At 72.4% G+C, this 19,915-nt stretch carries 23 protein-coding genes; 15 read left to right on the top strand and 8 right to left on the bottom strand.

From position 1 onward, the window contains the following. Positions 1-6: 6 nt before the first annotated feature. Together QWU11_RS35755 and QWU11_RS35750 are read right to left on the bottom strand one after the other, a co-directional pair. On the bottom strand, positions 7-954 hold the full coding sequence (locus tag QWU11_RS35755; protein WP_290118940.1) for a hypothetical protein: 948 nt from the start codon (positions 952-954) through the stop codon (positions 7-9). 172 nt (positions 955-1,126) lie between these two features. Then, positions 1,127-2,056: an aldo/keto reductase gene (locus QWU11_RS35750; protein WP_290118939.1), complete on the bottom strand. Its 930-nt coding sequence runs from the start codon at positions 2,054-2,056 to the stop codon at positions 1,127-1,129. 178 nt (positions 2,057-2,234) lie between these two features. On the opposite strand from QWU11_RS35750, the gene QWU11_RS35745 reads away from it, so the two are divergent. From QWU11_RS35745 to QWU11_RS35725, 5 genes are all read left to right on the top strand, one after another. Next, positions 2,235-3,842, top strand: a complete 1,608-nt coding sequence (locus tag QWU11_RS35745) for an adenylate/guanylate cyclase domain-containing protein (protein WP_290118938.1) — start codon at positions 2,235-2,237, stop codon at positions 3,840-3,842. Positions 3,843-3,909: 67 nt separating this feature from the next. Then, on the top strand, positions 3,910-4,299 hold the full coding sequence (locus tag QWU11_RS35740) for a hypothetical protein (protein ID WP_290118937.1): 390 nt from the start codon (positions 3,910-3,912) through the stop codon (positions 4,297-4,299). 322 nt (positions 4,300-4,621) lie between these two features. Then, positions 4,622-5,290, top strand: a complete 669-nt coding sequence (locus tag QWU11_RS35735; RefSeq protein ID WP_290118936.1) for a class I SAM-dependent methyltransferase — start codon at positions 4,622-4,624, stop codon at positions 5,288-5,290. Further along, positions 5,287-6,960 (top strand): SpoIIE family protein phosphatase, encoded by a 1,674-nt coding sequence (locus QWU11_RS35730; RefSeq protein WP_290118935.1) that lies wholly within the window; start codon positions 5,287-5,289, stop codon positions 6,958-6,960. Before QWU11_RS35735 ends, QWU11_RS35730 begins: the two co-directional genes overlap by 4 nt. Positions 6,961-7,004: 44 nt before the next feature. Beyond that, positions 7,005-7,787 carry an HAD-IIA family hydrolase gene (locus QWU11_RS35725; protein ID WP_290118934.1) on the top strand — a complete coding sequence of 261 codons (783 nt, stop codon included), beginning with the start codon at positions 7,005-7,007 and terminating at the stop codon, positions 7,785-7,787. A gap of 17 nt (positions 7,788-7,804) precedes the next feature. Here QWU11_RS35725 and QWU11_RS35720 read toward each other — a convergent pair whose 3' ends face one another. Further along, positions 7,805-8,638 carry a universal stress protein gene (locus tag QWU11_RS35720; protein WP_290118933.1) on the bottom strand — a complete coding sequence of 278 codons (834 nt, stop codon included), beginning with the start codon at positions 8,636-8,638 and terminating at the stop codon, positions 7,805-7,807. A 139-nt stretch (positions 8,639-8,777) separates the two neighbouring features. Beyond that, positions 8,778-10,496, bottom strand: a complete 1,719-nt coding sequence (locus QWU11_RS35715) for a GAF domain-containing protein (RefSeq protein WP_290118932.1) — start codon at positions 10,494-10,496, stop codon at positions 8,778-8,780. Positions 10,497-10,736: 240 nt separating this feature from the next. Here QWU11_RS35715 and QWU11_RS35710 point away from each other — a divergent pair, with 240 nt between their 5' ends. From QWU11_RS35710 to QWU11_RS35700, 3 genes are read left to right on the top strand one after another with little or no spacing between them, the layout of a single operon-like run. Then, complete coding sequence (locus QWU11_RS35710) at positions 10,737-11,165, top strand: pyridoxamine 5'-phosphate oxidase family protein (RefSeq protein WP_290118931.1); 429 nt, start codon at positions 10,737-10,739, stop codon at positions 11,163-11,165. Continuing rightward, a complete protein-coding gene (locus QWU11_RS35705) occupies positions 11,162-11,635 on the top strand; it encodes a CBS domain-containing protein (RefSeq protein WP_290118930.1) in 474 nt (157 codons plus the stop codon). The genes QWU11_RS35710 and QWU11_RS35705 overlap by 4 nt, the downstream gene beginning before the upstream one ends. Before the next feature lie 44 nt (positions 11,636-11,679). Then, positions 11,680-11,823 (top strand): hypothetical protein, encoded by a 144-nt coding sequence (locus QWU11_RS35700; protein ID WP_290118929.1) that lies wholly within the window; start codon positions 11,680-11,682, stop codon positions 11,821-11,823. On the opposite strand, the gene QWU11_RS35695 is transcribed toward QWU11_RS35700, so the two are convergent. The 4 genes from QWU11_RS35695 to QWU11_RS35680 all read right to left on the bottom strand — a co-directional run bounded on the left by QWU11_RS35695 (position 11,817) and on the right by QWU11_RS35680 (position 15,594). Beyond that, a complete protein-coding gene (locus QWU11_RS35695) occupies positions 11,817-12,965 on the bottom strand; it encodes an SLBB domain-containing protein (RefSeq protein ID WP_290118928.1) in 1,149 nt (382 codons plus the stop codon). The two genes, QWU11_RS35700 and QWU11_RS35695, sit on opposite strands and share 7 nt — an antisense overlap. 80 nt (positions 12,966-13,045) lie before the next feature. Then, complete coding sequence (locus QWU11_RS35690) at positions 13,046-13,804, bottom strand: SDR family oxidoreductase (protein ID WP_290118927.1); 759 nt, start codon at positions 13,802-13,804, stop codon at positions 13,046-13,048. A gap of 74 nt (positions 13,805-13,878) precedes the next feature. After that, entirely contained in the window at positions 13,879-14,463 is a 585-nt protein-coding gene (locus QWU11_RS35685) for a TetR/AcrR family transcriptional regulator (RefSeq protein WP_290118926.1), read from the bottom strand. A gap of 87 nt (positions 14,464-14,550) precedes the next feature. Next, the gene (locus tag QWU11_RS35680) at positions 14,551-15,594 is read right to left on the bottom strand and encodes a S1 family peptidase (protein ID WP_290118925.1); all 1,044 of its coding nucleotides are present in this window, start codon (positions 15,592-15,594) and stop codon (positions 14,551-14,553) included. Between the two features lie 334 nt (positions 15,595-15,928). On the opposite strand from QWU11_RS35680, the gene QWU11_RS35675 reads away from it, so the two are divergent. From QWU11_RS35675 to QWU11_RS35645, 7 genes are read left to right on the top strand one after another with little or no spacing between them, the layout of a single operon-like run. After that, complete coding sequence (locus QWU11_RS35675) at positions 15,929-16,384, top strand: hypothetical protein (RefSeq protein ID WP_290118924.1); 456 nt, start codon at positions 15,929-15,931, stop codon at positions 16,382-16,384. Next, positions 16,381-16,644 carry an MrpF/PhaF family protein gene (locus QWU11_RS35670; protein ID WP_290118923.1) on the top strand — a complete coding sequence of 88 codons (264 nt, stop codon included), beginning with the start codon at positions 16,381-16,383 and terminating at the stop codon, positions 16,642-16,644. The genes QWU11_RS35675 and QWU11_RS35670 overlap by 4 nt, the downstream gene beginning before the upstream one ends. Then, positions 16,641-16,913, top strand: coding sequence for a monovalent cation/H(+) antiporter subunit G (locus QWU11_RS35665; RefSeq protein ID WP_290118922.1), 273 nt, complete (start codon positions 16,641-16,643; stop codon positions 16,911-16,913). Before QWU11_RS35670 ends, QWU11_RS35665 begins: the two co-directional genes overlap by 4 nt. Beyond that, positions 16,906-17,175, top strand: coding sequence for a hydrogenase subunit MbhD domain-containing protein (locus QWU11_RS35660; RefSeq protein ID WP_290118921.1), 270 nt, complete (start codon positions 16,906-16,908; stop codon positions 17,173-17,175). The genes QWU11_RS35665 and QWU11_RS35660 overlap by 8 nt, the downstream gene beginning before the upstream one ends. Further along, positions 17,172-17,843: an MnhB domain-containing protein gene (locus QWU11_RS35655; RefSeq protein ID WP_290118920.1), complete on the top strand. Its 672-nt coding sequence runs from the start codon at positions 17,172-17,174 to the stop codon at positions 17,841-17,843. The genes QWU11_RS35660 and QWU11_RS35655 overlap by 4 nt, the downstream gene beginning before the upstream one ends. Beyond that, complete coding sequence (locus QWU11_RS35650) at positions 17,840-18,184, top strand: cation:proton antiporter subunit C (RefSeq protein ID WP_290118919.1); 345 nt, start codon at positions 17,840-17,842, stop codon at positions 18,182-18,184. The genes QWU11_RS35655 and QWU11_RS35650 overlap by 4 nt, the downstream gene beginning before the upstream one ends. Further along, positions 18,181-19,839, top strand: a complete 1,659-nt coding sequence (locus tag QWU11_RS35645) for a complex I subunit 5 family protein (RefSeq protein WP_290118918.1) — start codon at positions 18,181-18,183, stop codon at positions 19,837-19,839. The genes QWU11_RS35650 and QWU11_RS35645 overlap by 4 nt, the downstream gene beginning before the upstream one ends. Positions 19,840-19,915 lie beyond the last annotated feature (76 nt).

The raw sequence follows: 19,915 nt of genomic DNA, 5'->3' as shown, positions 1-19,915 counted from the left end.
TGCCGGTCAGGCTCTTTCGCGTCTCGGGGCCAGGCCCGCCTGGGCAGGGAGGAACGCGATGCCCGACGTCTCCTGGGACGTCTCGTGGCGAGGGAACATCACGAGGGCGACCAGCGCCAGGCCGAAGCCGCTCAGGCGCAGGATCAGCATCAACCGGTCGGCCGGCCACGGCTCCTTGTACAAGATCGGGCCGAACACCGCGAGTTCGGTCTTCGCCGCCACCGTCAGCACCGTCGCGACGATCGAGATTCGGCAGCGTTGCAGGCCGATCTGCAGCTGGGCCAGGCCAATGACCGCCATGCCGATCGCGACGTACGGGTACGGCGTGGTGTACGCCGCGGCGGCCAGGCCGTGCGTGTTGTAGACCGACGCGACGCCCTTGATGGCGAGCTCGGAGATGCCGAGGCTGATGCCGGAGCCGAAGCCGTACGCCACGCCGGTCAGGGGCTTCGCGTGCCGGCCGAAGGCGCGTACGTCGCCGCCGACCAGCACGATCGCGCTGATCACGACGCCGGGCACCACGACGGTGGCGAGTACGAGCGGGCTCGCGACGCTGCTGGTCAGCACCTCGCGGTCGCCGTTCGAGATGCCGATGAAGGCGGTGGCCGCGCCGAACAGGCCGATGCTCAGCCACTCACGGGCGGTCAGGCGTTCGCGGAAGAAGACGCCCGCGTAGAAGAGGATGAAGGCCAGGCAGGCGACGAAGATCGGCTCGGCGAGGCTCAGCGGCAGCATCGTCAGGGCCTCGACCTGCGTGGCGACGCCGGCCAGCACGATGACCACACCGGTCAGCCAGAGCCAGTTGGTGTAGGTGTATCGCACCAGGCGGAGCGGACGCGTGCCGCGGAGCACGGGCATGCGGGTCGCGGCGACCCGGAAGACGATGAACCCCAGGTAGTAGATGATGGTCGCCATCGCCGCCAGGATGGCTCCCCTGATGTCAGACGTGCCCATGCGCCGAACCCTCTGTACGGCGTTGAGATGCCATCGATGTCCTCGTCTCCAGCGCGCGCCCCGGCCGTCACGGTTCGGCGGCCGGGTGGCAATAGCCATATTCGCGTATCGAAACGACCATGTCCCGGCATTCGCCGCACGGGCCGGACATCACTTTTCCCCGGTTGCGGACTCAGTTCCAGGGCAGTGCGGCGCGGTCCCGCCAGTACTCCCCGGGCGGCGTCTCCAGGCCACCGAGTTCGTCCGGGTCGAGGGTGATCGTCTCGGCGGCGAGGTTGGTGGCGAGCTGGGCGACGCTGACCGCGCCCGACAGCACGGTGTCCGCCCAGGGCTGGGCCAGCACGGCCGCGAGCGCCACGGTGTCCGCGCCCGTGCCGTGGCGCTCGGCGGCGCGGCGAAGTTCTCCGGGCGGGTCGACGGCGAGCCGGCCGTTGGCGAGGCCCTCCTTGACGATGACGTACGCGCCGGCCGCCTTGGCCTCGGCCAGTGCCGGGCCGGCGGAGGGCTCGAGGAGATTCCAGGTGGACTGCACCGTCGTGAACAGCCGCCGCCCGTCGGCCTCCAGTTCCAGTGCCCGCCGTACGGTGTCGGCCTGCGCCGGCCCGGACGTGGAGAACCCGATCCGTACGCCGTCGGCCGCGAGCCCGGCCAGGGCGTGCCGGAGACCGGCGTCGCCGAAGAGAGGGCTGTCGGCGGTGAGCGAGTGCACCTGGTAGACGTCGAGGCGGTCGCCGAGGAGCCGCCGCGTCTCGCCCGCCTGCTCCCGGAACCGCGAGAGGTCGTGCCGCTTGACCTCGTGCACCTCGGCGTCGGTCCGCCAGTCCCCGACGTAGGCGTAGCCCCACTTGCTGGAGACGGTGACCCCGGAGGGATCGCGGTCGTCCAGCCAGGCGGCCAGGAACTCCTCGGCCCGCCCGTACGAACGCGCCGCGTCGACCCAGCGGACCCCGGCCGCGTACGCGGTGTCGAGCACCTGAAAGGTGGCCTCCCGCATCGCCGAGACCGTACGGTCGGCGGGAAGCGCCCCGTCCCTCCCGAGATTGATGTACGCGGGCCTGCCGAGCGCCGCCAGTCCGAGCCCCATCCGCCGCGTCGCCGTCATCCCCCAAGATTCCCACGCCCCGGCGGAACCCGGCCACGCGGCCCGATCGCCCAAGGAACCGCCTTTCGGGGCCCAAATCAGCTACCTCCCGTTACCCCGCTCCCGGGTTTCGGTAACACTGGTGTCCCCAACTGGCACGGACGGAGCACGGACGAGACACGAACGAGGAGAGGTGACGGTGGCCGGCAGCACGCGGGCCGGGGGGTTCCGGGCCTGGCTCGACGGGCCGGCCGGCGCCTCCCGTGCCGTGCTCGAACGCCGTACGCGATGGTTGCTCATCTTCGCCGTCGGCGGCGCGAATCTCAGCGGCGCCCTGTTCGTCATGCTGTTCTCGACGTTCGTCATGCCCGACCCTCCGGGGCTCGGCGACCCGGAGCGCATCCGGCTGATCAACCTCGTCGTCTTCTCCTCGTACGTCGTGTTCGGCGCGCCGTTCGGGGTGGTGTGGGGCATGCGGCTGTTCCGGCCGCTGCGCCGCTTCGCCGGTCACCAGCGCGAGCCGAGTGAGGCCGAGCGGCGGGCCGTGCTGCGCGGGCCGCTGCGGCTGATGACCATGCAGGCGACGCTCTGGGGGTTCGGCGCGGTCGGGTGGGCCGCGATCGACCTGGCCTTCTCCCCGCTGCTCGCCCTGAAGGTCAGCATGATCACACTGCTCGGCGCGATCACCACGTGCGCGATCGTCTACCTGCTGACCGAGCGGCTGCTGCGGCCGATCGCGGCGGTCGTGATGGCGGAACGGGCGGCCGAGCACGACGGCTGGTTCGGCATCACCCCGCGGACCATGCTCGCCTGGGCGCTCGGCACCGCCGTGCCCCTGCTCGGCCTGGTCATCACCGCGCTGTCCGCGCTCGTCGTCACCGGGATGGCCCTGACCCAGCTCGCGGTCACGATCCTCGTGCTCGGCGGGCTCGCGCTGCTGGTCGGGTTCCAGATCACCTACATCGCCGCGCGCGCCGTCGCCGATCCGGTACGGGCGGTGCGCGAGGGGCTGGCCCGGATCGAGCGCGGCGACCTCCAGGCCTCCGTGCCCGTGTACGACGCGAGCGAGCTCGGCGGCCTGCAGGCCGGGTTCAACCACATGGCCGCGGGCCTGCGGGAGAACGAGCGCGTACGCGACCTGTTCGGCCGGCACGTCGGCGAGGACGTCGCCCGGCACGCCCTCGAACACGGCGTCGCGCTCGGCGGCGGCGAGGTCTGCGACGCGGCGGTGATCTTCGCCGATCTGCAGGGCTCGACCCGCCTGGCCGCGACCCGGCCGCCGGGTGAGGTCGTCGCCCTGCTCAACGCCTATTTCGGCATCGTCGTGGAGGTCGTGTCCGCGCACGGCGGCCTGATCAACAAGTTCCAGGGCGACGCCGCTCTGGCGATCTTCGGCGCTCCGCAGCCGCTGGAGGACCCGGCCGGGCAGGCCCTCGCCGCCGCCCGTACGCTCTCGCACCGGCTGCAGGCCGACCTGCCCCAGCTGATCGCCGGCATCGGGGTCTCGTCGGGCCAGGTGGTCGCGGGCCACATCGGCGCGGAGCAGCGGCTGGAGTACACCGTCATCGGCGACCCGGTCAACGAGGCCGCCCGGCTGAGCGACATCGCCAAGTCCACCAACGAACGCCTCCTCGCCTCGGCCACGGTCGTCGCCGCGGCCAAGCCGGCCGAGGCGGCGCGCTGGCGGCTGGGCAACACGGTGACCCTGCGGGGCCGCCCGGCCCGTACCCGCCTGGCCACCCCGTTCGGCGTCCCGCCGCCCCGCCGCATCCAGCGCGTCCTGCGGATCATCAACCACCGCAGGTGATCCGCGTGCGCCGGCGATCAAGAATGGCGTACGGTCGGCGCGGTACGACTCGCGCACAGGGGGTTCGGTGTCACGGCCACTGCTCTGCCTCACGGTCCTGGCGTGCGCCGCCGGTACGGCCGCCTGCCACTCCGGCGCGAAGCCCGCCGCCGCGTCCCCTGCCGTGTCCTCGCCGGCGCCATCGCCGGCCTGCCTGTCCGCCGAGGCGTTCATCAAGGCGATGGACGCCAAGGACTGGACCGGCTTCCGCGTGACCGGCCCCATCGTGTGCGACGGCGACTGGGCCACCACGACCGTGCAGCTCACCAAGCCGGTCGCCGACCCGGCCCACGCGGTGCTCCGGCGGGCCGGCGGCACGTGGCGCGGCGTCACATACGGCACGGACGGCCTGTGCGCCGCACCGGGCATGCGCCCGGCCCCGGCCCGCATCAGGAAGGCCCTCGGCCCGTACTGCTGACGGACCACGGCGGGCCGGGAGCGCGGCGAGTGAACCGCGCGGACGCGCGATGGCCGATCAAGGCCAGCCCGCATTCCGGGCGGGCACCCCGGAAACGGAGCGTTCCACACCATCCACGAGCCTTCTCCGCAAGGCGCCCCGCAGTATGTGACCATCCGGAAAACGCTTTCACCGCCCTCCGGCGGCCACTCCTCCCGCACCCGCTAATGGAGACCAATTCTGTCAAGGCTTCTAACCGGGGTTCTGCCGAGCTTGCGGCGGAATCCGTGTTGAATAGGCTGCGCGCCTCGGTGTACCCCAATGGTTGAGGAGGGACGGTGTGATGACGCAGGACCCCGGCGGTCTGTACTCCCGTGCTGATCGGCAGGCCGCACAGGCCTGGGCGTTCGATCGCATCGGTGAGCACTACGACGCGGCATTCCCGCACAAAGAGGGGCAGATCGCGGCCGGCGAGTGGCTCCTGGAGCGGCTCGCGCCCGGTTCGCGGGTGCTCGACGTCGGATGCGGCACCGGGATTCCCACCGCGCGGCAACTCTCCGATGCTGGACACAAGGTGACCGGAGTGGACATCTCCGGCGAGATGCTCCGCCTTGCCCACCGGGACGTGCCGGACGCCGAATTCCGTCATCTCGACATCGCCGACCTCGATCCCACTCTGGGCGCTTTCGCGGCGGTCGTCGCATTTTTCTCCCTGCTGATGCTTCCCCGCGCCGAGATCCCCTCCGCACTGACGAAAATCCACCAGGTCATCGAACCCGAGGGGTATTTTCTGCTCAGCATGGTGGAGGCCGATCTCGACGACACTCCGATCCATTTCCTGGGAAGCCCCGTCCGCGTCACCGGCTACGTACGGAGCGAGCTGGAGAAGCTCGTGATCGAGGCCGGGTTCGAGGTCATCGGCCTGCGGCATCTCTCGTACGCCCCGGCCAGCACCGAGCTTCTCCCCGAGGTCCAGCTGTTCCTGTTCTGCCGCCGCGACGGCCGTCGGTGAGGAGGTGGCGGGGCCGGCGCGCCGAGCCGGCCGAGGTACACGAGCACCTCGCGTTCCTGCACGCCGCCACCGTACGGATCGGCGGTGACCTCGAGCTCACCCAGGTCGTGACGGCCCTCTGCGAGACGATGGTGCCGCGCCTCGCCGATCTCGCCGCCGCCTATCTCTACGAGGCGGTTCTCGCCGACGGCGACCTGCCCCCGCTGCCCGGCGCGCCGCCGGACGCGGTCCTGAGGCAGGTCTCGGTCGCCGACGACGCGCGGACACGCGAGCGTACGCTCGCCGGCACGCTGGCCGTCTCCGACCTCACCGGGCCGTTCGCCGCCAGCGTGGCCAGCGGGCAGCTCGTCATGTGGCCGGACCCGGACCACGACCGCGAGGTCCTCCAGTGCGTCCTGCCATCGGCCACTCCCGGTTCCCTCCTCGTCGCGCCGCTGCGGGCCGGCGAGCACATGCTGGGGTTCGTCGTGCTGCTGCGCGACCCCGAGCGGCCCGGCTTCGACGAGATCGACGTGCTGACCTCGACGCTCATGGCCGACCAGGCCGCGATCAGCGTGCACAAGGCGCTGCTCTACCAGCGCGAGGCGCGCGTCGCCGACGCCCTGCAGCGCAGCATGCTGCCCAAGCACCCGCCGCGGCTGCCCGGCGTCGAGATCGCCTACCGCTACCTTCCCGGCAACCCGTCCGCCCAGGTCGGCGGCGACTGGTTCGACGCGATCCCGCTGTCCGGCAGCCGGGTCGCGCTCATCGTCGGCGACGTCATGGGGCACGGCGTGCACTCGGCCGCGACCATGGGCCAGCTCCGTACGGCGGTGCGCACCCTCGCCGCCCTCGACCCGCCGCCGGGCCAGGTCCTGCGCCACCTCGACCAGCTCTTCGAGGACACCGTCGGCCAGCACGGCGAGCAGTACATCGCCACCTGCGTCTACTGCGTGTACGACCCGGTCGCGCGGCGCTGCGCCATCGCGAACGCCGGGCACGTCCCCCCGGTCCTCAGGTACGCGGACGGCCGTACGGAACTGATCCCGGTGCCGCCCGGCGTCCCGCTCGGCGTGGGGAACGTCGCGTTCCAGACGATCGAGGTGCCGGCACCGGACGGCAGCCTGATCGCGCTGTGCACCGACGGCCTGGTCGAGTCGCGTGAGCGCGACATCACCGAGGGGATCTCCGCGCTGCGCGAGAGCCTCACCACGAACACCGAGACCCCCGACGACCTGTGCGAGAACGTCCTGAAGGCGCTGCACACCGGCGAGCGCGAGGACGACGTCGCGCTGCTCATCGCGCGCTTCGACGGCATCCCGAGCGCCAGCGTGGCCAACTGGATCATGCGCCCGCACGCCCAGGCGGCCCGGCACGTACGGGGGCTGATCGCCACCACGCTCACCGGCTGGGGCCTGGAGGACCACATCGACTCGGCGTCGCTGCTGGCTACCGAGCTGGTCACCAACGCGATCCGCTACACCACGCGCCCGATCACGATGCGGCTGCTGCGCACCGAGACGCTGCTGTGCGAGGTCACCGACGACGACCATCATCTGCCGGTCCTGTACGAGCCGGACACCGAGGCCGAGTCCGGGCGCGGCATCTTCCTCGTCAGCCGGCTCTCGCACCGCTGGGGCGCGAGCCACACGGCGGCGGGCAAGGCCGTGTGGTTCGAACTCGCGCTGTAACCCCGGTCCACACGCCGTTCACGTCGTTAGGGGATATTGAGCCTATGAGCGAGCGCAAGCAGATCGAATGCTGGTTGACCGACATGGACGGGGTGCTCGTCGACGAGGGACGGCCGGTGCCCGGGGCGCAGGAGTTCCTGTCCCGCCTGACGGCGGCCGGCCGCCGGTTCCTCGTACTCACGAACAACTCGATCTACACGCCGCGTGACCTGCACGTACGGCTGAAGGCCGCGGGGCTGGAGGTACCGGTCGACGCGATCTACACCTCCGCGCTGGCGACCGCGCAGTTCCTCAGCGACCAGCGCCCGCACGGCTCGGCGTTCGTCCTGGGCGAGTCCGGGCTGACGACCGCGCTGCACGAGGTGGGGTACGTCCTGACGGACATCGACCCGGACTATGTCGTCCTCGGTGAGACCCGGACGTACAGCTTCACCTCGATCACCCGGGCGATCCGGCTGATCGACGGCGGGGCGAGGTTCATCGCGACCAACCCCGACCCGGTCGGCCCGTCGGCCGAGGGCTCGCTGCCGGCCACCGGGGCGGTCGCGGCGCTGATCACCAAGGCGACCAACGTCACGCCCTACTTCGTCGGCAAGCCGAACCCCCTGATGATGCGCAGCGCGCTCAACACCGTCGGCGGTCACTCCGAGACGACCGCGATGATCGGCGACCGGATGGACACCGACGTCGTCTCGGGCATGGAGGCGGGCCTGTACACCATTCTCGTGCTGACCGGCGTGACCGCGGCGGGCGACGTCGACCGTTTCCCGTTCCGTCCGTCCCGGATCACCAATTCGATCGCCGACCTGGTGGACATGGTCGAATAAGTCCGCGTCACCCCATGTCACTCTTGGGCTGTCACGACCGCGACGGGGCACGCGGCGTGCTGGAGCACTCCGTGGGCGACCGGGCCGAGGCAGGGGCCGCGGCCGGCGGCGCCGACGACGAGGAGGGCCGCGCGGGAGGAGCGTTCGGCGAGCGCGCCGACCGGGTGGCCGCACGGCGTCTGCTCGACCACGCCGACCCCGGGGTGGGCCGCCCGCCAGGGTGCGACGGCGTCCGTGAGGCGTTCCTGGTTCACCGCCGCGGTCTCGCGGACCGAGATGGTGCGCAACGCGGCGGGCACGTGCCAGACGTGGACCACGCGCACCCACGCCTCGCGGAGCGCCGCGGCCTCGAAGGCGTACCTCAGGATCTCGGCCGAGGCCGGGGACAGGTCCACGCCGGCGAGCACCTCGGCGCGGCACTCCCCCGGCTCGCCCCGCACCACGATCAGCGGTACGGGGACCCGACCGGCGACCCGGAGGCCGGTCGAGCCGAGCAGCATGCCGTCGAAGCCGCCGAGGCCGCGGACGCCCACGACGATCTCCTCGGCCCGGCCGCCCAGCGACCGCAGCACGCGCGACGGCGAGCCGAAGATCAGCTCGGTGGTGATCCGGAGGCCGGGGCGGGCCTTGGCCGCCCGCTCGGCGGCCTCGGCCAGGACGCGTTCCCCGGTCTCGGTGAGCGACTCGCACATGCCGGGGGCCAGGTGGAAGGGAACATCCGGCTCCCAGCGTTCCGCGGCGTGGACGACGTGCAGCGGACGCCGCCGGAGCGTGGCCTCGTCGGCGGCCCATTCCACGGCGAGGTCGGCGCGGGACGAACCATCGGTACCGACGACGATCGGCTGGATCATGTCGTTCTCCTCATGGTCGGCGCGTGCGGCGGGTACCCCCTGCACCGCCGCGAGCCTGCTCCCTCAGCCTCGCGGCGACGGCCGGTGACTCATAAGAGGCCGAAGGTCCCAAGTGCGGGGCCGCTCGCCTCCCAGCGGCTCAGCCGGACGGGGCCGGCAGGGGCACGCGCCACTCCAGCACGCTGCCCCCGCCCTCCCGGTCGCGCGTCGCGAAGGAGCCTCCGAGGTCACCGGCGCGGGCGGCGAGGTTGCGGAGGCCGCTGCGCCGGCCGCCGGGCGCGATGCCGATCCCGTCGTCCTCGACCACGAGTACGAGCTCGTCGGCCGCGTCCACGGCCACGCTGACGCGGCCGGCGCGGGCGTGCCGTACGACGTTGGACAGCGCCTCGTGCAGCACCGCGATCAGCTGTTCACCGATCTCGTCGCTCACCGTGGTGTCGAGCAGGCCCTCCAGCCGTACGGCGGGGGTGAACCCGAGGCTCTCGGTGAAGCCCTCGGTGACCGCGAGGATCCGGTTGCGCAGCGTCGGCCGGTCGCCCGGCGTCGTCTGCAGCGCGAAGATCGTCGAGCGGATCTGCCGGATCGTCTCGTCCAGGTCGTCCACGGCGCGCTGGACCCGTACGGCGACGTCCGGACGCTGCGTGATCTTGATCGCGCTCATCAGCGTCATGGCGGTGGCGAACAGGCGCTGGATCACGGTGTCGTGCAGGTCCTTGGCGATGCGGTCCCGGTCCTCCAGGAGGACGAGGCGCTCGGCGTCGCGGCGGCGTTCGGCGAGTTCGAGCGCGACGGCCGCCTGGGCGGCGAACGCCTCCAGCAGCCGCTGCGAGGACTCGGTGAAGGCCGGCCGGCCCGGGGCGTTGGCCACGGACAGCACGCCGCGTACGGACGGGCCCGTGCCGAGCGGAACGATCAGGGCCGGGCCGATCGGGACGGGCGGCGGCGACCGCAGGCCGCGCGCGGCCTCCGCGGTGTCGCCGAGGATCAGGGAGTCGCCGCCGCGGAACACCGGGCGCGCCACGACGTCGTCGATCTCCACGCGCCGGCCGATCAGCGCCTCGGCATTGTCGCCGTCGGCCGCCTCGACCGTCATCTCGTCACCGTCGGCCAGCGACACCGTGGCGAACGTGGCGTCGCAGATCTCCCGGGCGCGGCGGGCGACCAGCGCGAGCACCTCGGCCGGGGCGGTGCCGGACAGCAGCGAGGTGGAGACCTCGGCGGAGGCCTCCCGCCAGCGCTCTCGCTGCCGGGCGTCCTGGTAGAGGCGGGCGTTCTCGATCGCCACTCCGGCGGCCGTGGCGAGCGCGGCGACCACGCTCTCGTCGTCCTCGTCGAACTCCCCGCCCCCGGCCTTCTCGGTGAGGTAGAGGTTGCCGAACACCTCGTCGCGCACGCGTACCGGCACTCCCAGGAACCTCCGCATCGGCGGGTGGTCGGCGGGAAAGCCCGAGGACGCCTCGTGCGCGGACAGGTCGGCCAGCCGCAGCGGGCCGGGTTCCTTGATCAGCAGGCCGAGGATGCCCTGGCCGGTGGGCCAGGAGCCGATCTCGGCGATCTCCTCCTCGGTGACGCCGACGGTCACGAAGCGGGCCAGCCGGTTGCCCTCTCCGATCACCCCGAGCGCGCCGTAACGGGCGTCGACCAGTGTGGTCGCCGCCTCGACGATCCGCCGCAGCACGGTCTCCAGCTCGAGGTCGCTCTCGATCGAGACGACCGCCTCCAGCAGCGCGTGCACCCGGTCCCGGGTCGCCAGCACGGCGGCGAGCCGCGTCTGCAGCTCCGCGAGCAGATCGTCCAGTCGTAGCTGGGGCAGCACCATGCGGGCTCGGTCCTCGCCGGGCTGCCGCTCAGGGGGCATGATCCATGCCTCCCGTCCTGTGTTCACGTTCCGCTCAAACCAGTATGAAACAAGAGGTCAGGCGGCATTTCAGGTAGGACCTCGCGAGTCCCTCGTCAGTCCTACCCCGCCGACCGTGCCCGCGACTCCTCGGCGCCGGCCGGCGAAGGTCTTTGGCCGGTGGCCCGCCACGGAGAAAAGCCCGGCGCGGCGGGACCTTCGCCCCTGCCGGGTGGTACGGCCCGGGGGCAGCATCGAGACATGAGACTCGACGCGAACGGGCTCGAGGTCCTCGATCGCGACGACTGCCTCGCCCTCATGCGGTCGGTGACCCTCGGGCGGGTGGTCTTCACCGACCGCGCGCTGCCCGCGATCCAGCCGGTCCACTTCGTCTTCGACGGCGACGACGTGATCATCTCGATGCCGTCCGACTCGAAGCTGGTGTCGGCCACACGTGACGCCGTCGTCGCGTTCGAGGCGGACGCCTTCGAGCCGGGCAGCCGTTCGGGCTGGTCGGTGACGGTGATCGGAGAGGCTCGGGTCGTACGCGTCGCCACGGAGGTCGAGCGTCTCTCCCGGCTCCCCCTCCGGTCCTGGGCGCCCGGCGGGCTCGGGTACTTCGTCAGGATCCGTGGTGAGTACGTCAGCGGGCGGCGCATCCATCCGACTTATCTGGAGGCCACTCGATGACTTCGAGTTTCGAGGAGAACCTCGTCTCCGACGTCATGTCCACCGACGTGCTGACGGTCGCGGCCGAGGAGACGACGCTCATGGCGTGGGAGCTGATGCGCCAGGGCGGTTTCCACCACGTCCCGGTGGTGGGTACGGACGGGCACTGCATCGGGGTCCTCGACGCCGAGACCATGGCCGCGGCCTGGGACGGCGGCGGGCCCGACCGCATGCGGATGCCCGTCAGCACGGTCGTTGACCGGCGCCCGCCCCCCTGCGTCACCGTCGCGGACTCGGTCGCCGCGACCGCGCGGGCGATGCTGGCCGCTCAGCTCGACTTCGTGGCGGTCACGGGCCACGACGGGCGGCTGGTCGGACTGGTCACCGCGCGCGACCTGGTCGCGGCGGTGGCGGGCCTCCGGCACCACGCGGCGGAGGGCCGGGCGGCACAGCCCGCCTTGTACCGGATCGAGCCGGTGCTGCCGGGCTGACCACACGGGGCCATCACCCGTGCCGCGAGAGAGGAAGAGGAACGATGACACGGCAGATCGACGTCGGGGTCCGCGCCCCTTCGCCGGCCCTGCTGGAGGAACGCATTCTCCAGCTCGAGACCAAGGTCGCCTTGCTCACCCATGCCGTACAGGTACTCAGCCGGCAGCTGGACGAACAAGATCAGTGACCCGCCCCGCCAGGTGATCCGAACACCCGCAGCGCGCTGATCGCGAAGCGTGCCGGGCCGACGGAGTGCCGGCAGGCGTCCGGGCCGGTTAGCATCGACAGCCGGGCGTCGAGGCGCCCCCGGACGGCCTCGTCCGCGGTGCCGGCGGCGAGCGCGGCGAAGTCGGCGGCGACGGCGGGCAGGCCGGTGAGGCACGGCCCGCACCGGCCGGTGTTCCGGTCCGCGAGCCAGCCGAGGACCCGTGCGGACTCGGCCAGGCCGCTCACCCGCGCGGGCAGCGCGATCACGATGCCGGCTCCGAGCGTCGCGCCGGCGCGGGCCAGCAGCGACGGCGTCGCGGGCACCTCCAGCAGCGCCGGGGGCAGCCAGGTCCCGGAGTAGCCGCCGGTCAGGATGGCCTGCACCGGTTCGGACGGCCCGCCCGCCATGCGCAGCAGGGCCCCGACGCTCGTGCCGGTCGGGGCCTCGACCACGCCCGGCCGCACGACCGCGCCCGAGACCGTGAACAGCGCGGTGCCGGGCGCCTCCTCGGTGCCGCACGCGCGGAACCACGCCGGCCCGTGACGGGCGATAAGGGCGATGTGGGCGCAGGTCTCCGCGTCGAGGACCAGCTTCGGCCGCCCGCCGACCACATAGGGGCGCTCGGCGTACGCCCGGCCGTCCACCGCCACCGGGTCCTCGCGGTCGAGGCCGGCGTGCGTCATCCGGATGAGGGTGCCGGTCAGCCCGGCCCGGTGCCGCTCGGCCACAGCGGCGGCCGCCTCCTCGCCGTGGACGATCTCGTCGGCGCCCACCGCGATCGCGGTCAGGACGGCGCCGTCGAGGACCAGGTGGGGCGCGATCGCGAGCAGTAGCCGGTCCTTGCCGCCGGCCGGTTCGCGATCGGCGGAGTCGACGACCACGACGGGCGTACGGCCGGAGGAGACGACGGCCCGCAGCGTGCGCGCGACGGGCAGGCCGGCCCCGTCGCGGCCGGTGAGCCCGGCCTCCTCCAGGTCCTCGATCAGGTGCTGCCCGGCGGCGGGCGGGGGAACCGGGCCGTGCCTCTCCAGGTGGTCCCGCAGTCCGGCCGCGCGGCCGGACTCGTGGTAGGCGGCCAGCAGCCGTACGGTCGGCGGGGCCGTGGGGGTCATGGTCGTCATCGGACACCTCCACGGCCCTGTACGCGGTGCACGGCCGCCGGGTTCAGCCGTCACCGGAGAAAGACGGCCGGCGTCCCCGATCAGCGGCGGGCGGTGGTCCACCCGCCGTCCAGGGTGAAGGACGAACCGTGGACGTAGGCGGCGTCGTCGCTCGCCAGGTAGACCGCGAGCGGGCCGATCTCCTCGGCGCGGCCGGGGCGGCCGGCCGGAGTGTGCGCCGCCATCGCCTCGAGGTGCTCGGCGCCCTCCGTGGTGCCCTCGGTGAGCACCAGGCCCGGGGCGATGGTGTTGACCCGTACGCCCTGGGGACCGTACTCGGCCGACCAGGACATGGTCAGCGACTCGACCGCGGCCTTCGTCGCGCTGTAGAGGGCCGAGCCGGCGAGGCCGTGGGAGGTCACGATCGAGCCGAGGTTGAGCACCACGCCTCCGCCGTGGGCGGCCATGGCCGGGGCGAGCCGGGCGGTGAGGAAGAACGCCGACTTGACGTTCACCGTCCAGGTCCGGTCGTAGGTCTCCTCGTCGAAGTCGGCCGTGGCCGCGAGCGGGAACACACCGGCGTTGTTGACAAGAATGTCGACCCGGCCGCCCAGCAGGCGCTCGGCCTCCTCGGCCACGTGCCGCGCGGCGGACAGGCCCTCGGTGAGGTCGGCCACGACCAGGTCGGCCCGCCCGCCGGTGGCGCGCAGTTCCGCGACGGCGCTCTCACCGACCGCCTTGTCCCGCCCGGTGAGGACGACGTGGGCGCCCTCGGCGGCGAAGGCGTTCGCGACCGCCCGCCCCAGCCCCTTGGTGGATCCGGTCACCAGCGCGGTCTTGCCGTTCAGTCGTCCATTCATGATCATCATCCTTACTTGACTGTGCTGTCCAAAATGAAGGCACAAGAATGCCCCGGTATCGGCGACACCGGGGTCTATCTCGCGCGCAGCCCGTCGATGGCGACGGTCGCGACGTCGTGCAGCGTCTCGGGCGTCGCGCCCGACCGCGCCTGCACGCGCATCCCGACGAGAGTGGAGTAGAGGAACCGTGCCGCGGCCCGTTCGTCCAGGTCAGGGCGCACTTCGCCGGCGCGTTTGGCCGAGGCCAGCAGGCGTTCGTACGACGCGTAGCAAAGGTCCACGCCTCCGCCCACGATCGCGCCGACGTCCTGGTCGCCCTGGCCGAACTCCGTGCTGGCGTTGACCGCCATGCAGCCGCGGCGGCGCTCCTCCTCGGTCTGCCGGGCGACCTCCAGCAGGACGCCGGCCAGCGCCGACAGCGGCGAGTCCGCCGAGCTCAGCCGCTCGAACATCTCCGCGCCGGACTCGGCCTGGTAGTGCCGGAGCGCCTCGAGGTAGAGCCGCCGCTTGTCGCCGAACGCGTTGTACATGCTCTGCCGGCCGATGCCCATGGCGGCGAGGAGGTCCTCGGTGGAGGCGGCCTCGTAGCCGCGGTCCCAGAACACCTCCACGGCCCGGCGCAGCGCCCGGTCGCGATCGAACTCCTTCGTACGGGCCATGCACACGAAACTAGGCTTAGTGGACCGTGCTGTCAAATAAAGCGCGGGGCCCGCCTGGATGGCGAGGCCCCGCATGAGCGGAGACGGTCAGCCGATGCTCGCGCCCAGGGCGCTCAGCGCGGCCGGGACCGGCTGGAAGAAGGTCTCGCCGCCGGAGGTGCAGTCGCCGCTGCCGCCGGAGGTGAGGCCGAGTGCCGTGCCGCCGTCGAACAGCGCGCCGCCGCTGTCGCCGGGCTCGGCGCACACGTCCGTGTCGATGAGCCCGTTGACGGTGCCCTCCTCATACGTCACGGACGCGTCCGTGGCGCTGACGGTGCCGCCGTGCACATTGGTCGTGCTGCCACTGCGCTGGACCGACTCGCCGACCGTCGCGTTGCCCGCGCCGGTGATCGCCTGCGTCGAGCCGTCGTACAGGTCGACCTCGCTGGGGTGCGCGGCGCCGCCCGTGTACGTGGCGATCGAGTAGTCGTTGCCGGGGAACACGCTGGTGCCGGTCGTGGCGAGCTCGCTGCTCTCGCCCGAGTCCGAGTACCACGTGCCGACCACGTTGCCGCAGTGCCCGGCCGTGATGAAGCCGGCGGCACCGCCGCTCGTGGTCACGTTGAACCCGAGCGAGCAGCGGTAACCGCTGCCCCAGATCGCGTCGCCGCCGGCGATCAGCGGGCGGAACCTGCCGCTCACGTGACGTATCCGGACGGCCGCTCCCTGTGCGGACGCGGCCTTCTCGACCTTCGTGAGACGGGCGCCCGTGACAGAGCCGTCAACCGCGACGACGACCTGATCGGTCTTCGGATCGGTCATCCGCGCCGTGCCGGGAACCGCCGTCTCCTCCAGGGCCTTCTTGGCCTGGGCGAGCTGCGCGCCGCTGCGCGCGACGGTCTTCGGCGTGGCGCCCGCGTCCCGTACGGTCTTCGCGTCGGCCGCGGTCGTCACGTTGACGACCAGCTTGTGCGAGGCGTCGAGGTAGGAGCCCGCGGAGCGGGAACCCAGCTGTTCTGCCAGCGTGGTGGCCGTCTTCGCCTGCACGGTGGGACTCGGGGTGGCCGCGTGCGCCGCGGGTGCGGCGGCGGCCGCCAGGATTCCGGCGGCCGCGACGGTCAGTCCGGTACGCCGGTTGGGGTGAAACCGCAAGGTGCCTCCCAGGGGAACGGGCACGCCCGGATGACGTGCCCCGGGTGGCGTGGGCACTGGCGCTCGGCTCCCGGCGGCACACGCAGACCTGGTCGGCCTCCCTGCGGCCGCCGGAGCGGGGGGTGAGAACCGGCTGCCTAGCCACGAAAAACCCTGACAAGCTTTGTCAATCGCCGCAAGGCTTTTGGAACGTCCCAATCCGGCCATTTCACCAAAGGCCCCATACGCCCCAAAAATGTGTTACCGGCCGGTAACAACCTCGGTCGCCGTACGGGAAAGGGCCGTCTGACCAGCGCCGCGCATCGAACCGCGTCCAGAGGGAACGGTCGGCGGCATGACAGGACGGGACTTCGCCGAACCCGCGGTGTGGTGGGCGGTACTGCTCGCCACCTACCTCGCGGTCATCTCAAAGATCTCCGTGACCGAGCTCGTCGTCGGCGCGCTCGCCTCGGCCGCGGCGGCCGCCGCCGCGGTCGTCGCCCGCCGCGCACTGCTGAGCACGGACAACCCCGAGCGCTACCGGCCCCGCCCCGGGTGGCTGCGGTGGGCGCTCCCGATCCCGGCGCAGATCCTCGCCGACTCGGTGCGGCTGGTCCGGCCGCGCGGCGGCCTCGCGGAGCTGCCGTTGCCGGAGGACCACCGGGCCGCGGCGCTGCGGGGCTTCGCCTCGCTGGCCGTCTCCACCTCCCCCGGCACCTTCGTGACCGCGGTCGACCCGGACCGGAACATCCTCGTCGTGCACCGGATCTCCCCGCGGCCGTCACCCGCCGAACGCGCGGTGTCGCGATGAGCCCCCTGGGCGTGGCGCTGCCGGCGGCGTTCGCGCTGCTGGTCGCGGCCCTGTTCCCCTGCCTGCTGGCGACGCTGCGCGGCGAGCCGGTCGACCGGCTGTCGGGGCTGATCCTCGCCGGACCGGCCGCCACGCTCGTACTCCTGCTGCTGGCCGCCGGGTACGGGCGGCCCGCCTACCTCGACGCGGCGTTCGTCGTGGCGCTGCTGTCGTTCGCCGGCTCGCTGGTGTTCGCGCGCTTCCTCGGGCGGACCGTATGAGCACGCTGCTGATCTGGGCCGGCGCGGCGGTGTGCGCGTTCGCCGCCGTACGGCTGCTGCTGACGCGCGACCGCTACCTGCGCCTGCACTTCGTCTCCCTGGCCTCGGTGCTGGCCACGCCGCTGGTCATCGCCGGGCTCGCGCTCGCGTCCTGGTCGTCCTGGCACGACGTCGCCAAGCTGGTGATCATCGGCGCGCTGCTGTTCGTCACCGGTCCGGCGACGGTGATCACCGCGGGACGGGCGACGATGCGGGCGAGCGATGGATGAGCCGGTCGTCGCCGCCGCGCTGCTGCTCACCGCGTTCATGGCGACCGCGGTGGTACTCACCCGCGACCCGGCGCGCCAGGCGATCGTGCTGTCGGCGTACGGGCTCGTGCTCGGCATCCTGTTCGTCGTGCTCCAGGCGCCGGACGTGGCGATGTCGCAGGCGGCGGTGGGCACGGTCGTCGTCCCGCTGATCGTGATCCTGGCGATCCACGCGATCCGCCGCCACCACGTCCGCTCGCCGGACGACGGTGACGAGCCGTGAGCCCCCGGGGACGGCTGATCCTTTTCCTGCTGGGCGGCGCCGGCGTCGCGGTGCTGTTCGTCCTCGGGACGGTGGACCTGCCCGGCTTCGGCGGCGCCTGGCACCCGTACGGCGAGCGCACGCTGCCGAACGCGATCCGGCGGCACACCCCGAACGTCGTCTCCTCGATCAACTTCGACCAGCGGGCGTTCGACACCCTGGGCGAGGAGCTGATCCTCATGGCGTCCGCGCTGGCCGCCGTCGTCGTGCTGCGCGACGTACGGGAGGAGACCGCCGGATCGCACGCGTACGGGCCGGCGGAGGTGTTCGACGCGCTGCGGATCACCGGGTACCTGCTGCTGCCGGTCACGCTGGTCGCCGGCGTGTACATCGTCGCGCACGGCTACCTGTCGCCCGGCGGCGGCTTCCAGGGCGGCATCGTCCTGGGCAGCGCGATCCATCTCATCTACCTGGCGGGCGACTATCCCGCGCTGGCGCGGGTCCGGCCGATCCCGATGTTCGAAAGCGGCGAGGCGGTGGCGGCCGGGGCGTTCGTGCTGCTCGCGCTCGCCGCGGCCGGGCAGGTGACGGCGATGAGCGCCGCGGTCGGCCTGGAGGTCGGCTGCGCGGTCGTGCTCGTACTGGCCAAGTTCTTCGAGCAGGCGCTACCGGTGAGGACGAGCGAGTGAGCCATCTGCCGTACCTGATCCCCGGCTGGATCCTGCTGATCGGCGTCTACGGGCTGGTGACCAGCCGCAACCTCGTCCACGCCGTGGTGTGCCTGTCGGTCGCGCAGTCCGCGACGTACGTGCTGCTGCTGACCATCGGCTACCGGCGTCACGCGACCGCGCCGGTCTTCTCCGACGTCAAGCCGACCCGCGACGTGGTCGACCCGGTCGTGCAGGCGCTGACGCTCACCGACATCGTGGTCGGCGCGACGGTGACCGCGCTGCTGCTGGCCCTGACCGTACAGGTGGCCAAGCGGCGTGGCACGGTCGACCCGGACCGGCTCCGGTCCCTCGAACCATGATCCTGCAGATCGCGGTCGGGCTGCCGTTCCTCGTGGCCACGCTGCTCGCCGGGACCGGGCGGTGGCTGCCGCGCGTCGCGGTCGACGCGCTGGCCACGCTCACGGTCGCCGCGCTGATCGTCCTGCTCGGCGTCGTCCTGGCCTCCGGCGGGACCACCGTCTGGCTGGGCGGATGGCACGAGGGCGTCGGCATCGCGCTGGAGGCGTCGCCGCTCAGCCTCGGTCTCGCGCTGACGGTCGCGGCCGTGGCGCTCGCCTCGCTGATCGTGTCGTGGCGCTACTTCGCCGAGGTCCAGGCGATCTTCCACGCGCTGATGCTGCTGTTCACCGGGGCGATGTGCGCGTTCGTGCTGACCGGCGACCTGTTCGACGCGTTCGTCTTCTTCGAGCTGATGAGCGTGGTCGCGTACGCGTTGACCGGCTACAAGTCCGAGGAGCCGGACACCGTGCACGGGGCGCTGAACTTCGGCATCGTCAACTCCCTCGGCGCGTACTTCACCCTGACCGGGATCGCGCTGGTCTACGCCCGTACGGGACAGCTCGGTTTCACGGCGATCGGGAAGAGCCTGGTACGGGACGACGCGCTGGTGACGCTCGCGTTCGCGTTCATCTGCACCGGTTTCCTGGTCAAGGCGGCGGCGGTGCCGTTCCACTTCTGGCTGGCCGACGCGCACGCGGTGGCTCCGACGCCCGTGTGCATGCTGTTCTCCGGCGTGATGGTCGAGCTCGGGGTCTTCGCCGTCCTGCGCACGTACGTGCTGAGCTTCGCGCACGCGATCCCGGCCTCGGAGGTACGGACGGCGCTGCTCGTCTTCGGATCCGCCGCCGCGCTGCTCGGCGGGGTGATGTGCGTGCTGCAGCGGCACATCAAGCGGCTGCTGGCGTACTCCACGATCAGTCACGTCGGGCTGCTGCTCGTCGGCGTCGGCCTGCTGGACAAGGACGCGCTGGCCGGAGCGGCGACGTACTTCCTGGGCCACGCGGGCGTGAAGGCGGCACTGTTCGCGGGCGCGGGCCTGCTGCTGAACCGCTTCGAGACCGTGGACGAGCACGACCTGCACGGCCGGGGCCGGTCGATGCCGGTGGCCGGGACGATCTTCCTCCTGGGCGGGCTCGGGCTGGCGGGCCTGCCGCCGTACGGGACGTGGGCGGGCAAGGCGGTCATGGAGGAGGCGGGCGGCTGGTGGCTGACGGCCCTGGCGGTCACCGCGTCGGCCCTGACCGCGGGCGCGGTCCTGCGGGTGTGGCTGCGGGTGTTCCGTGGCGCGGGCACGGGATCGTCCGCCGACTCCGGTGCGCGAGAGGAGGCGGAGACGCGCTTCAAGCTGTCCCGGCTGCCGTGGACGATGGTCGCTCCGGGAGCCGTCCTGGCACTGGCCGGAGTCCTGGTGGGCCTGCTGCCGGGGGAGGTCGTCGGGCACGCGGTCGCGTCGTACACGCACCTGGAGGGGCCTGCTCCGACGCCGTGGAGCTCGTCCGGGGTGCTGTCGGGCGTGCTGGCGGTGGTGCTGGCCTTCGGCGTCGCGGTGGTGAGCCTGCGGGGCCGCGTACCGCGCGCGGCCCGGCTGCACCGGCTGCACTCGGGCCACATCGGCGACTATGTCGCATGGCTGGTCGCGGGTGTGGCGGCGTTCGGCGTCCTGCTGTTCACGTGAGCCGGCGGGCGGTCAGGACGGGTCGAACTCGCCCGCGGCGCGGCATCCGGTTTCTGGATGTCACCGAGCGGGACAG

It is taken from the genome of Actinomadura sp. DC4, from assembly GCF_030406325.1.
Classification (GTDB): domain Bacteria; phylum Actinomycetota; class Actinomycetes; order Streptosporangiales; family Streptosporangiaceae; genus Actinoallomurus.
Note: the sequence above shows the minus strand (reverse complement) of the source record. Positions and strands in the feature narration are given on the sequence as shown.

Excerpts from the sequence above, each read along its gene's own strand:
- QWU11_RS35755 (WP_290118940.1), bottom strand. The coding sequence starts at position 954 with ATGGGCACGTCTGACATCAGGGGAGCCATCCTGGCGGCGATGGCGACC.
- QWU11_RS35750 (WP_290118939.1), bottom strand. The coding sequence starts at position 2,056 with ATGACGGCGACGCGGCGGATGGGGCTCGGACTGGCGGCGCTCGGCAGG.
- QWU11_RS35735 (WP_290118936.1), top strand. The coding sequence starts at position 4,622 with ATGACGCAGGACCCCGGCGGTCTGTACTCCCGTGCTGATCGGCAGGCC.
- QWU11_RS35725 (WP_290118934.1), top strand. The coding sequence starts at position 7,005 with ATGAGCGAGCGCAAGCAGATCGAATGCTGGTTGACCGACATGGACGGG.
- QWU11_RS35720 (WP_290118933.1), bottom strand. The coding sequence starts at position 8,638 with ATGATCCAGCCGATCGTCGTCGGTACCGATGGTTCGTCCCGCGCCGAC.
- QWU11_RS35715 (WP_290118932.1), bottom strand. The coding sequence starts at position 10,496 with ATGCCCCCTGAGCGGCAGCCCGGCGAGGACCGAGCCCGCATGGTGCTG.
- QWU11_RS35710 (WP_290118931.1), top strand. The coding sequence starts at position 10,737 with ATGAGACTCGACGCGAACGGGCTCGAGGTCCTCGATCGCGACGACTGC.
- QWU11_RS35705 (WP_290118930.1), top strand. The coding sequence starts at position 11,162 with ATGACTTCGAGTTTCGAGGAGAACCTCGTCTCCGACGTCATGTCCACC.
- QWU11_RS35700 (WP_290118929.1), top strand. The coding sequence starts at position 11,680 with ATGACACGGCAGATCGACGTCGGGGTCCGCGCCCCTTCGCCGGCCCTG.
- QWU11_RS35695 (WP_290118928.1), bottom strand. The coding sequence starts at position 12,965 with ATGACGACCATGACCCCCACGGCCCCGCCGACCGTACGGCTGCTGGCC.
- QWU11_RS35690 (WP_290118927.1), bottom strand. The coding sequence starts at position 13,804 with ATGAATGGACGACTGAACGGCAAGACCGCGCTGGTGACCGGATCCACC.
- QWU11_RS35685 (WP_290118926.1), bottom strand. The coding sequence starts at position 14,463 with ATGGCCCGTACGAAGGAGTTCGATCGCGACCGGGCGCTGCGCCGGGCC.
- QWU11_RS35675 (WP_290118924.1), top strand. The coding sequence starts at position 15,929 with ATGACAGGACGGGACTTCGCCGAACCCGCGGTGTGGTGGGCGGTACTG.
- QWU11_RS35670 (WP_290118923.1), top strand. The coding sequence starts at position 16,381 with ATGAGCCCCCTGGGCGTGGCGCTGCCGGCGGCGTTCGCGCTGCTGGTC.
- QWU11_RS35665 (WP_290118922.1), top strand. The coding sequence starts at position 16,641 with ATGAGCACGCTGCTGATCTGGGCCGGCGCGGCGGTGTGCGCGTTCGCC.
- QWU11_RS35660 (WP_290118921.1), top strand. The coding sequence starts at position 16,906 with ATGGATGAGCCGGTCGTCGCCGCCGCGCTGCTGCTCACCGCGTTCATG.
- QWU11_RS35645 (WP_290118918.1), top strand. The coding sequence starts at position 18,181 with ATGATCCTGCAGATCGCGGTCGGGCTGCCGTTCCTCGTGGCCACGCTG.